Here is a 12,364-nt window from a genome sequence, read left to right as displayed (position 1 = left end):
AAAATGTTAATTTTCTAGGGACTACAATAGTCTGTAAAAGTGAGAATCACATCCATATATCCTCTAGTTTGGCTATCATAAAGATTATAAATGTTTTTCAAAAAAATGTTTCCTAGTCTGGAAACACTTTCAGGAAGCTTCCCAGGGAACGAAGGAACTGCAACAGTTTACCCATAAAATCTCCAAGCAATTCTTTGTATTTTCGCCGAATGATTTCCGTAGTCATCATAGGAACTGGGAACGTTGCCCAAAATTTGGCATCGGTATTGTATGGTGTTCCCGAAATACATCTGGCAGGAATCCTTGGCAGGTCAGAGGCCTCCGTATCCCATTTTGAGGGCAAAGTCAATGTTATTTTGGATTGGATGGAAATACCAAAGGCCAATATCTACATCATCGCCGTGAAGGACGATGCCATACAGGAAGTGTCCGATGCCCTGAACGTAGAAGGAATGGTAGTGCATACTTCCGGAAGCGTTGGTTTGGACACTTTGTCAAAGCATCAACGAAGGGGTGTTTTCTACCCCCTACAGACCTTTACCGCTGGAAAGATTATTGATTTTAAAACTGTTCCCATGTGTCTGGAAGTTTTCAATGAAAAGGACATGGAGATATTAGAAACATTGGGGAGAAAAATTAGCGATAACGTTCAGCACATTGATTCCGCCCAGCGAAAAGTGTTGCACGTGGCCGCAGTTTTTGTGAATAATTTTACCAACTACATGTATACCATCGGAAAGCAAATTTGCAATGAAAATGACTTGGATTTTTCAATACTGTATCCTTTGATAAAGGAAACCGCTGCCAAAATAGAAACCTTGTCCCCAGAAGCTGCACAAACAGGCCCGGCCATTCGGAGCGATTTAAAGACCTTGCATGGACACCTTACTTTGTTAACCGACGAAAAGCATAGGACCCTATACAAACTAATAAGCAATGCGATAAAGGCATCCAACCAAAACGAAAATGAAGAAAAGCTATAAAGAGTACTTAAAGGATATTACCACATTTATTTTTGATGTGGACGGCGTTTTGACCGATGGTAGCGTCCTCGTGACCACCACGGGGGAAATGCTCCGAAAAATGAGCGTCAAGGACGGATACGCACTAAAGGTCGCCATCGATAAAGGGTATAATATATGTATCATTACGGGCGGTACCAACGAGGGTGTGAAAAAACGCTTGCAAGGTTTGGGCATCACCGATTTTTACATGGGCTCCCATCACAAAATCGATGCTCTGGAAGAATACTTGGACATTTATGGCATCGATCCGAAAAATGTACTTTATATGGGCGATGACATACCGGATATCCCTGCCATGAAAAAGGTGGGCGTGGCCTCCTGCCCGCAAAATGCCGTACCCGAAGTACGGGCCATCTGTGACTATATCTCACATATCAACGGTGGCTCTGGATGCGCACGGGACGTCATTGAACAGGTACTTAAAGTACGGGGGGACTGGATGGATAATTTTGATGCCGCAAACGCTTAGGGATGTTACGGGAAAAGCTTGGCGATTACAAATTGATATTGGCCTCTGGTTCGCCCAGGAGAAAACAGTTCTTGGAGGAGATGGGGCTGGACTTTGAAATTAGGTTGAAGCCTGTGGAGGAAATCTACCCCGAAGTACTTCAAGGTGCGGAAATATCCGACTTTCTTTCGAAACTAAAGGCATCGGCTTTTGAAGGGACATTGGGTCCAAAAGAAATTTTAATTACGTCCGATACCGTGGTATGGCATAAAAACACCTCCTTCGCCAAAGCGGGCGATGCCAAAGAGGCCCATGACATGATTGCCAAATTATCTGGCGATTGGCACGAGGTCATTACCTCGGTATGTTTTACCACAAACAGCGAACAGATTATTAAAAACAGCATCACCAAAGTAAAGTTCAAGAACCTGTCCGATGCCGAAATCGATTATTACATCACCCATTTTGCGCCCTATGACAAGGCTGGTGCTTATGGCATTCAGGAATGGATAGGCCTTATTGGCATTTCTGAAATTCAAGGTTCCTACACCAACGTGGTGGGTCTACCTACAAACCTGGTATACGAAACGCTTTTGGATATGGTTTCCAGATAGATTTTCCTTAATTTTAAAGAAAAGAACGTTTTATGTTTAAGAAATGGTTGACCTTGGAAATGTCGGTGGTCCTTTTGGCTGCCGTCTTTACGACATTTCAGTCCTGCAATTCCAAAGTAGCGAACGATACAAAGGAAGAAAGTGTAACGCCCAAAAAAGAACCGGAATTCCCTCGAAAAAAATTATCCCAAGAATTTAAGGACTATTGGTATTCCGGCACAGCGGAAATTACATCCTATGAACTGGAGCAAGCACGCTATGGAGAAATACGAACAGGCAAGGCGGTGATGATCTATGTAACGGAACCTTTTTTGAAAGACAAACAGGTCAAAGCGGACAATGCATCTACCGATAATGTCCCGGTCCTAAAATTGAACGCCACCAAGAAATACCTGACCGGTATTTACCCCTACTCCATTATGGCCAGTAGCTTCTATCCGGTTTATGACAACCAGCATGCGCTTAAAGTGTCCTTTTCAGCGCAGGAGTGGTGTGGTCATGTATATGCCCAAATTAACAATAAAGAAGAGTTTCAGGTCATGTCCCGTTCCTATTTTGAATCGGAGGGCGACCAAGATTTCAACCTGAAAAAAACAGTTTTGGAAAATGAACTTTGGAACAAACTAAAAATCGATCCAGAAAATCTGCCGCAAGGCACCCATCAAATCATTCCTTCCCTTGAATTTGTTAGGCTTAGCCACAAGGAATTAAAAGCCTATGATGCAGAAGCCACCCTTACAAATTCTGATGGTTTTTACACCTATGAAATTTCGTATCCGGAATTGGAAAGAAGCCTTTCCATAACCTTTGGAAATGCTTTTCCGTATCCCATCGAAAGCTGGTCAGAAACCTCAAAAAGTGGGTTTGGCCCAGAGGCCCAAACTCTTACTTCAAAAGCTACTAAAATCAAGACCATTAATGCACCCTATTGGCAACAGAATCATAATAAGGATTTATATTTGCGGGACAGTTTAGGTCTATAATTTATGGAAGGTTTTATTGAAGATCACAAAAGCAGTCTCCTGTTCAGTCTTGTACTTTTTGTAATTATCCTCATTTTTAAAATCATATTTACCTCCATCGTAAGGAAAGTGGGTAAATTGAGCGATTTTAATCCCGTACGGATCAATTTGATTATCAAGTACATCAATATCGTATTGATTACCTTGTCCATAATTGCCCTCACCTTTATTTGGGGCGTAAACTACCGGGATCTGGGCGTTCTGCTTTCCTCCGTTTTTGCGGTAATCGGCGTAGCCTTATTTGCGCAATGGTCTATTTTGAGCAATATTACTGCGGGGGTCATCATCTTCTTTTCCTTTCCGTTTAAAATTGGCAATACCATTCGAATACTGGACAAGGAAATTCTGGATACCGACAATCCCGAGAGGGAGGTTTTTGTCATTGAGGATATTAAGCCCTTTCATCTTCACTTGAGAAGGGCAAACGGGGAAATTATTACCTATCCCAATAACTTGGTCCTTCAAAAAGGGGTGGTATTGATATCGACATACAAAAGCGAGGAAATTGCTGCGGATAAATAAGTTACCAGTCTGTTAAAGAAGTCGTAAAATCGAGTCTTGGGCATGCAATCTTTTTATCTTTGAGATTAGACCAAAAACCAATTTAATGCGCCGTATCACCATATTTTTACTCATGGGCATCCTTTTTATTGGCCCATCCTTCGCCCAGACACCAAAAAACCATTCCCCAGCCGATATTTTCCATGAGATTCAAAAACTGAATTTTTTAGGCACGGCATTATATATTGCGGCACACCCAGACGATGAAAACACCAGGCTTATCTCCTACCTTTCCAACCATGTCCACGCCAGGACAGGCTACCTTTCCTTAACAAGGGGCGATGGCGGCCAGAATTTGATCGGTCCGGAGCTTAGGGAATTGCTGGGCGTACTACGGACACAGGAACTTTTGGCCGCTAGAAGAGTGGATGGAGGCGAACAGTTGTTTACAAGGGCCGTTGATTTTGGATATTCAAAAAATCCGAAGGAAACATTGGAAATCTGGGACAAGGAACTGATTCTCGGCGACGTGGTTACGGCCATTCGCAAATTTAAACCCGATGTCATCGTTAACCGGTTTGACCATAGAAGTCCAGGAACCACACATGGGCACCATACATCATCTGCCATGCTAAGTATGGAAGCCTTTGATTTGGCCAATGACCCCAAGGCATTTTCGGACCAATTGGAAAACACCGATACCTGGCAACCCAAACGTTTGTTTTTTAACACGTCTTGGTGGTTTTATGGTAGCCAAGAAAAGTTTGAACAGGCGGACAAAACCAAACTATTGAATGTGGATATAGGAACCTATTATCCTATATTGGGCATGTCCAATAATGAAATTGCTTCCTTGGCCAGTAGCCAACACCTTTGCCAAGGTTTTGGAAGATTGAGCTCCCGTGGCACCGAAGAAGAATATCTTGAACTCCTAAAAGGCGACTTACCTCAGAATAAGTCGGATTTGTTTGAAGGTATCAATACCACGTGGACCCGGGTGGCCGGTGGTACGGAAATAGGAGCCATTCTGGACAAGGTTGAGTCCGAATTTAATTTTAAGGATCCTTCCGTTCATTTATCGGATTTGATAAAAGCCTATCAGCTGCTTCAAAAAATAAACGATGACCATTGGAGGGAACTAAAATCAATAGAACTTAAGGCAATCATCGAGGATGTGGCGGGCCTTCATTTGGAAGCATTTACCACCCAGGCCTTTTCCAACCCGGGGGAATCCATAGAACTCAATTTGGAGGCGGTCAACAGAAGTAATGCCGACATCGTTCTGGAATCGGTATCGGTAAATGGAGAAAAACTTTTAATTGAATCGACGGATTTGAAGTACAACGAGCTGTTCAAAAAACAAATGAAGATCACCATTCCCAACACTACGAACTATACAAGTCCCTATTGGCTTATGGAAAAGGGAACATTGGGAACCTATACAGTGACCGATTCGGAATTAATAGGAAAACCTGAAACCCCTAGGGCCTTCAAAGCGACTTTTAATCTACTTTTTGACGGTGTCAATATCCCGATAACAAAAAATGTATCCTATAAATACGGAAGACCGGACAAAGGGGAAATATATCAGCCTTTTGAAATCGTGCCAAAGGCAACGTCCATGTTGAAGGACAAAGTTCTTATATTTTCGGACGGAACGCCAAAACAGATTCCGGTTACCGTAAAGGCCCATAAGGACCATGTATCGGGTAAAGTACGTTTGGAAATTGGCGACGGCTGGATTCTCGATTCGGCTACCCAACCATTTTCCATTGAGAAGAAGGGCGACGAGCAGACGCTGGTATTTACACTAACGCCTCCCGCTACCGAAAATGAATCGTATTTAACTTCCATAGTATCCATAGATGGAGAAAACATTTCAAAGGAACTGGTAACCATCGCCTACGATCATATACCCACTCAGACCGTGTTGATGCCCTCCGAGGCAAAAGTCGTTAGACTGGATATTCAAAAAGCTGGTCAGCATATTGGTTATATCATGGGCGCCGGGGATGATGTCCCCACCAGTTTGGAACAAATTGGGTATACAGTGCATATTATAAATCCTACGGACATAGACGAGAACTCCTTGGATAAATACGACGCCGTAGTTCTGGGCATCAGGGCCTATAATGTAGTCGATGAATTGAGCTTTAAGCAACGATATATTCTGGAATACGCAAAGAATGGCGGTACCGTAATCGTCCAGTACAACACGGCGGGCAGATGGGCGGACCAGTTTGAAAACATCGCCCCGTATGATCTTCAGATTTCAAGGGACCGGGTGACCAATGAAAATTCCGAGGTTAAAATAATCGCCCAAGACCATCAATTGGTAAATTATCCCAATAAAATCTCCTCCAATGATTTTAATGGATGGGTTCAGGAACGCGGTCTTTATTTTCCGGATAGCTGGAGCAAGGAATTTACACCCATCCTTGAAATGAAGGATGAAGGGGAAAAAGCCACAAAAGGAAGTTTATTGATAGCACCTTACGGAGAAGGTCACTATATTTACACAGGATTAAGCTTTTTCAGGGAACTTCCCGCGGGTGTTCCAGGAGCATACAAATTATTTTCGAACATGCTATCCGTGGGTAAGGATAACCTGTCAAAAAAGGAACAGATCAAAGGATGAGTCAGGAAAAAGAGGAACATAAAAGTTGGAAACGTGAGTATTCCCTGGTTCTGATTCTTAATCTTGTTTACATTCTCGTTTTTTATCTTATAATGACTTCATACAATTAAAATGGGCGCACTGGACTGGACGATTCTTGCTGGTACCCTATTATTCATTGTAACCTATGGGGTCTGGAAAACCAAGGGAAGTGCGAACGTTGACGATTATGTAAAAGGTGGAAACGAGGCGCAATGGTGGACCATTGGACTCTCGGTTATGGCCACACAGGCAAGTGCCATAACGTTTCTGTCCACGCCCGGTCAGGCCTTTCACGATGGTATGGGTTTCGTACAGTTTTATTTTGGCCTTCCATTGGCCATGATCATTATCTGTTTGGTGTTCGTTCCCATTTATCATCGCATGAAGGTATATACTGCCTATGAATTTTTGGAAGGACGGTTCGATTTAAAAACCCGTTCCTTGGCGGCCATCCTATTTTTGATTCAGCGGGGCCTTGCCGCGGGAATCACCATTTTTGCACCTTCGATTATCCTTTCGGCCGTTTTAGGCTGGGACTTGGGCACCCTAAATATTATCATAGGTACCCTGGTAATTATTTATACTGTATCGGGTGGTACCAAAGCGGTCAGTGTTACCCAAAAGCAGCAAATGTTCATCATAATGACGGGCATGTTCGTGGCCTTTTTCTTTATTTTAGGATTCCTTCCTTCGGACATAACTTTTTCCAAGGCCCTAAAAATAGCCGGCGCGAGCAATAAATTGGACATCCTTGATTTTAGTCTGAATACAAAGAGTAGGTATACCTTTTGGAGCGGAATCACGGGCGGACTCTTTTTGGCCCTCGCCTATTTTGGTACAGATCAAAGCCAAGTACAACGCTATTTATCCGGAAAATCCATCAGGGAGAGTCAACTGGGATTGGTCTTCAATGCCATATTTAAAATCCCCATGCAATTTTTCATTCTTTTGGTCGGGGTGATGGTCTTTGTCTTTTATCAATACAATCCTTCGCCCCTGAATTTTAATCCGGCGGCGACGGTGGCTGTGATGGAGTCTAACTATGCCGAGGATTATAAAATCCTTCAGGAAGGACAGGTTGCCTTGGAAGCCGAAAAGCGTATCGCCCAAAATCAGTTTTCGACCGCCCTCGATATTAAGGAATACACGGCAGTTCAGGAAGCGAAACAACAAATCATTCGGATCAATCAAAAAGATAGCACAAACAGGGTTGCCGCAAAAGCCCTGATTTCACAGGCGGATGATTCCATCGAAACCAATGATAAGGATTATGTCTTCATTCACTTTATTCTGAACAACCTGCCAAAGGGATTAATCGGTCTTTTATTGGCGGTAATTCTCTCGGCCGCCATGTCCTCTACGGCATCGGAACTGAACGCCTTGGGAACCATTACGGCTCTAGATTTGTATAAACGGAATAAAAAAGGAAGCTTTACGGAAAAACACTACGTACTTGCTTCCAAAGGTTTTACTCTTGCCTGGGGTGTCATCGCCATTTTGATTGCCTGTATTGCCAATCTTTTTGATAATCTAATTCAACTAGTGAACATTATAGGTAGTATTTTTTACGGAAATGTACTTGGCATATTTCTCTTGGCTTTTTTCTTCAAGTTCGTAAAGGGAAATGCGGTGTTTTTTGCCGCCATCATTACCCAGATAATTATCTGCATTATATATTATAACCTAATCCATATTTATCCTTCTGGAGAAGAAAAGCTAGGGTACCTATGGTTAAACTTTATTGGTGCTGCCCTGGTCATAATTACGGCCATTATTTTCGAAGCCTTTGACAGAATGTTGAGCAAGCCTCCAACAGAAGCATAAAACCAATCAACTATCCTAATTTCCATGATTGCCCACGATATCAAGCGTTCGTTTATTTCAAAATATCAAAGGGAACCGATTCTGGTAAAGGCTCCCGGAAGAATCAATTTGATTGGGGAACATACAGATTATAATATGGGGGTTGTACTACCCGCTTCCATTGAAAAAGGAATTTATTTTGCCATTCAAAAAAATGGAAGTTCGTCTATTCACATAGAAACTTTTCTGACGGATGCCGAAAAAATTGAATTCGACCTAAAGGGAAACCCAAAACCTTACCAGGCCTTTTGGGGAAATTACTTCAAGGCAATTTTAGAAATCATGGTATCTAAAGGATATTCATTAAAAGGTTTCGATTGTGTTTTTGGAGGAGATATTCCAATAGGAGCGGGACTCTCTTCCTCCGCTGCCCTTTGTTGTGGTTTTATTTTTGGCCTTTCGGAAATTTTAGGCTTTTCCATTAGCAGGGAAGAGAATGCGCTCATAGCACAGGAGGCGGAGCATAAAATTGGGCTTAACTGCGGATTGATGGACCAATATGCTGTTCTTTTTGGAAAACGGAACAATGCGCTGTTTTTGGATTGCCGGGATTTGACCCATGAGTTTGTACCTGTAAATTTAAAAAGTTACAGCTGGGTGCTTATCAATTCGAATATAAAACACAACCTTGCTGTTGATTCCGAATACAACAAACGGAGAATTTCCTGTGAAACGGTCGTTTCCAAAGTCAATACCAGTATTCAACCAGCAGCTTCCTTAAGGGATGTTACCCAAGAGCATTTGGAAAAAATAAAAATGGAGGTAAGCCCTACGGATTACAAAAGGGCAAAATATATTCTGGAGGAAAACGAAAGGGTTCTAAAAATGATAGCGGCTTTAAAAGCCGGTGACACCCAAGAAGTAGGTAACCTACTCTTACAAGGCCATTGGGCCATGTCTCAGGAATTTGAAATAACGACTCCCGAACTTGATTTTCTAGTAAAAACAGGTGAGAAACTGAACGGCGTAGTGGGTTCCAGAATGATGGGAGGTGGATTTGGCGGGTGCACCATAAACCTACTTAAAACGGATAAAGTTGAATCCTGTCTGTCCGAAATAAAAAGTGCCTATCGTAAAGAGACCAACATCGAATGTGAAACCTATCCGTTGGAAATTGGGGATGGGGTCCATGTGCTAGATTAAGCTGCCAAGAAGTAAGCCCACAGGATGTCCATACGGATGGAATTTTCAAATTAAGCGAACCTATTGGAATAAAGTCTCTTTCGTTACCAATAAAAAAGCCCGTAAGCTACATGCATTACGGGCCTTTTACAAAGACTAAAATATTCTTAGGCTCCCCATTCCTTTAAGGAATCCTCGTTCATTTTTACATAATCGGCATTACCGGCCTCTTTCGCTTTTGCCAATGATTTTCTTGCAGCTTCTATGGCTCCTTTTTTATCCCCGGCCTTCGCCAAGATCAAGGATTGCTGTCTTAATTGCCAATATGCAGGATTCTCCGTCATGTTCATGGCGGTATCCATCCATTCCTTGGCCTTATTTATGTCCTTGCCCTCACTTAAATAATAAACCGCAGCAGCATAGTAATCCCCAGCTCCTGGTCCGGACATGATTCTGTCAATATTTTTCATTACGGTAGCATCGGTTGGAACCTCTATCGGAACGCCTACATAGACCTGCTCCCACATAATACCCAAATTGGCACCTGTTGTATTAAGGTCATCCATGGTGATGGTAAAAGTTTCAATGGGTATTTCAATAGGATACACAGGTACGGTCGCCGTGGCAACAATTTTGCTCTCTTCCCAATTACTGGGTACGCCACCTCCATTGGTATCCGTGTAGAAAAACACTTCCCACTCCTTTTGACCTGGCTTTGTAAAGATGGAATAGGTTCCCGCTTTTACCTCGCTACCTGCAATGGTTACGTCCGTATCAAACGAAATTGTTGTGTAGGCATTGGCACCCGTTCTCCACAATTTGCCATAAGGTACCAAATCGCCAAAAACTTTTCTTCCACGCATGGAAGGCCTGGAATAATCCACCACTACCTCCGTCAATCCAACCATTTGAACCAATTTGGAAGCGGGACTTGGGGCCGGAGTATTGATTTGGGCCTCAAGGGATAATGATGCCACAATGGCCAATAAAAAGAGTATTACTTTGTTCATAGTTAATTGATTTATTTAGTTTTAACAAAACTAGGTATAAACCAAAATCCCATTTGTTAAGAAAGTATTAAATAAGCGGGATACAAGTGCTAGTATATGGCAAAAGGTACGGAAAGGGTACCCGTATTTAGATAGGCTGCAAAATAGAAAATCCCGGGTCCGTTAATTGTGTTGGATATTGAACCCGATGTATCTACTTCATTCCCGGAGTTCCAAACGAGCCTCCCGCCTGCATCAAAAATGGCACTTCCAAAAACCGTATTGGAGGTTTGAATTTCATAAACGAACGAACCCATATTTAGATCCTTATATATAAGTATCGTTTCGTCCTCGTCACTTTCTATGGGTTCTTCGGGGGTTTCAGGTTCTTCGGGGGTTTCCGGTTCCTCAGGGGTTTCCGGTTCTTCGGGAACCTCGGAATCGACAAATGTAATTTTAAACAGTCTTGCGGCACTGGTGATGGAAGGTGTTTGTCGTGAAAAAAATTCAGAAGTAAAGAGGAATTGGTTGGCACTTATTTGGGCGATACCTTCGGTTTGTACAAAGGACAGTCCTAAATCGTAGCTGCTAAAACTTCCATTGAAGATGTTCGTACCGATGGAATTCTCGAATTTGATTAAAAACGGCATTAGAATGGTTGAATATCCCAGTAAATACAATTTGGTTCTTGCACTATCATAAACGGCGTCAGTCACCAAGCCCACCTCGTTTAATGAACCGATGTTCGTAGCGACATGGCTACCGATGGTCTTTGGAATGGAATATGCGACAGATCCCAGACTTTGCCATTGCTTCGTAAAGACAACCAACGCATCATCCAAAGCGATGAAAGCTTCCGCATCCCAATCGGAACTTCCGTTATTGGTAAAATCCGTTTGGTCCTCATATGTGAATTCGATTCTTTCGGCCTGTACCTGGTCGGACACTAGATAGTCCGACTTCGCAATTCGGTAAATCACCAAATCCGTTCTCGTTCCAACATTGTTCCCAAAATCCCCGATATAAATATAATTGGCATCCTGTGTCAATGCCTCCCAGTCCATATTTTGGGCATTGGTAATTGTTATGCGTCTGGTTATGGCCAAGGAAGTGGTATCCATCTCATACAGAATTGGCTCGTTCCCAGAATCGTTATGGGTTATCAATCGGTCATTAAAAAAAAGTAGTCCGGATGATTCGTTGATTTCGGCATTCAAACCGCCAACTTCAGAAATCGTTTGTTGCGCCGTAAGCACGGACGTAAATAATACCAACAAAACTGTAAAATATTTCATGGCAAAACTCACATTGCAAAGGGAAAATACAAAATCCTTTTGGTAAGCAGCTTACGTGCACTTATTTAAACTATCAAAGATTCAGATTCATCGGTGAAAATTCATATCCTCTTGCATAGATAAATGCTAAGACTTTATATTTTGTTTAACTTAAAACAATATTTGTTAAACAAAAATTAGGTATATTTGTTAAAAGGATTGTATGAAACTTTATCAGCTTAAGTCAAAACAATATTTGCCCATAAGTCAATCAGAGGCTTGGCAGTTTCTATCGAATCCTGCGAACCTAAAGGTAATTACACCAGAACATATGGGTTTTGATATTCTGGATGGCGCTGATAGGAAAATGTTTCCCGGCCAAATTATCCAGTATATCGTGAAACCTTTTCCAGGGTACTCCACCAAGTGGGTAACGGAGATAACCCATGTGCAGGCCGGAAGCTATTTTGTGGACGAGCAACGTTTTGGACCCTACAAATTGTGGCATCACAAACACTTCATCAGCGAAATACCCGGTGGTGTTTTAATGGAAGATATCATTGATTATAAATTGCCCTTTGGGATTTTGGGCCGGATGTCGCACCCATTTCTGGTAAAAAAGCAATTAAAGCAAATATTTATGCATCGAGAGCAAAAATTGACCTCACTTTTTGGTAGTATGCTAGATAAACAAAACACCGTTGAATTTAAATCTATATAAATGAAACCCGTATCAAGGGATTTGTTATAGTGAATTACATAACTCTAGAAAAGGAAATGTTTAACAATCCAGTTATTGACCTAATTTTAAACATATGAAATGAGCCATAACAAGTCTTGATACATA

At 42.1% G+C, this 12,364-nt stretch carries 11 protein-coding genes; 9 read left to right on the top strand and 2 right to left on the bottom strand.

Annotated features, from left to right (window positions below; translation table 11 throughout):
• The first annotated feature begins 209 nt into the window (after nt 1–209).
• The 8 genes from PP181_RS09035 to galK all read left to right on the top strand — a co-directional run bounded on the left by PP181_RS09035 (nt 210) and on the right by galK (nt 9,275).
• Complete coding sequence (locus PP181_RS09035; protein ID WP_272636832.1) at nt 210–983, top strand: Rossmann-like and DUF2520 domain-containing protein; 774 nt, start codon at nt 210–212, stop codon at nt 981–983.
• Nucleotides 967–1,494: a KdsC family phosphatase gene (locus PP181_RS09030; protein WP_272636831.1), complete on the top strand. Its 528-nt coding sequence runs from the start codon at nt 967–969 to the stop codon at nt 1,492–1,494. Before PP181_RS09035 ends, PP181_RS09030 begins: the two co-directional genes overlap by 17 nt.
• A 2-nt stretch (nt 1,495–1,496) precedes the next feature.
• Entirely contained in the window at nt 1,497–2,087 is a 591-nt protein-coding gene (locus PP181_RS09025; protein ID WP_272636830.1) for a Maf family nucleotide pyrophosphatase, read from the top strand.
• Between the two features lie 32 nt (nt 2,088–2,119).
• On the top strand, nt 2,120–3,070 hold the full coding sequence (locus tag PP181_RS09020; RefSeq protein WP_272636829.1) for a septum formation inhibitor Maf: 951 nt from the start codon (nt 2,120–2,122) through the stop codon (nt 3,068–3,070).
• Between the two features lie 3 nt (nt 3,071–3,073).
• Nucleotides 3,074–3,631, top strand: a complete 558-nt coding sequence (locus PP181_RS09015) for a mechanosensitive ion channel domain-containing protein (RefSeq protein WP_154919565.1) — start codon at nt 3,074–3,076, stop codon at nt 3,629–3,631.
• Nucleotides 3,632–3,716: 85 nt separating this feature from the next.
• Nucleotides 3,717–6,248, top strand: a complete 2,532-nt coding sequence (locus tag PP181_RS09010; protein ID WP_272636828.1) for a PIG-L family deacetylase — start codon at nt 3,717–3,719, stop codon at nt 6,246–6,248.
• A gap of 111 nt (nt 6,249–6,359) precedes the next feature.
• A complete protein-coding gene (locus PP181_RS09005) occupies nt 6,360–8,093 on the top strand; it encodes a sodium:solute symporter (protein ID WP_272636827.1) in 1,734 nt (577 codons plus the stop codon).
• A gap of 24 nt (nt 8,094–8,117) precedes the next feature.
• Nucleotides 8,118–9,275 (top strand): galactokinase, encoded by a 1,158-nt coding sequence (galK, locus tag PP181_RS09000; protein ID WP_272636826.1) that lies wholly within the window; start codon nt 8,118–8,120, stop codon nt 9,273–9,275.
• A gap of 146 nt (nt 9,276–9,421) precedes the next feature.
• On the opposite strand, the gene PP181_RS08995 is transcribed toward galK, so the two are convergent.
• Both PP181_RS08995 and PP181_RS08990 read right to left on the bottom strand, forming a co-directional pair.
• Entirely contained in the window at nt 9,422–10,264 is an 843-nt protein-coding gene (locus PP181_RS08995; RefSeq protein WP_272636825.1) for a DUF2911 domain-containing protein, read from the bottom strand.
• 89 nt (nt 10,265–10,353) lie between these two features.
• Nucleotides 10,354–11,538: a T9SS C-terminal target domain-containing protein gene (locus tag PP181_RS08990; protein ID WP_272636824.1), complete on the bottom strand. Its 1,185-nt coding sequence runs from the start codon at nt 11,536–11,538 to the stop codon at nt 10,354–10,356.
• A 202-nt stretch (nt 11,539–11,740) separates the two neighbouring features.
• Between PP181_RS08990 and PP181_RS08985 the strand changes: the two genes are divergently transcribed.
• A complete protein-coding gene (locus PP181_RS08985) occupies nt 11,741–12,238 on the top strand; it encodes an SRPBCC family protein (protein ID WP_154919578.1) in 498 nt (165 codons plus the stop codon).
• Nucleotides 12,239–12,364 lie beyond the last annotated feature (126 nt).

Source organism: Maribacter sp. PR66, assembly GCF_028464205.1.
Lineage (GTDB): Bacteria > Bacteroidota > Bacteroidia > Flavobacteriales > Flavobacteriaceae > Maribacter > Maribacter flavus.
Note: the sequence above shows the minus strand (reverse complement) of the source record. Positions and strands in the feature narration are given on the sequence as shown.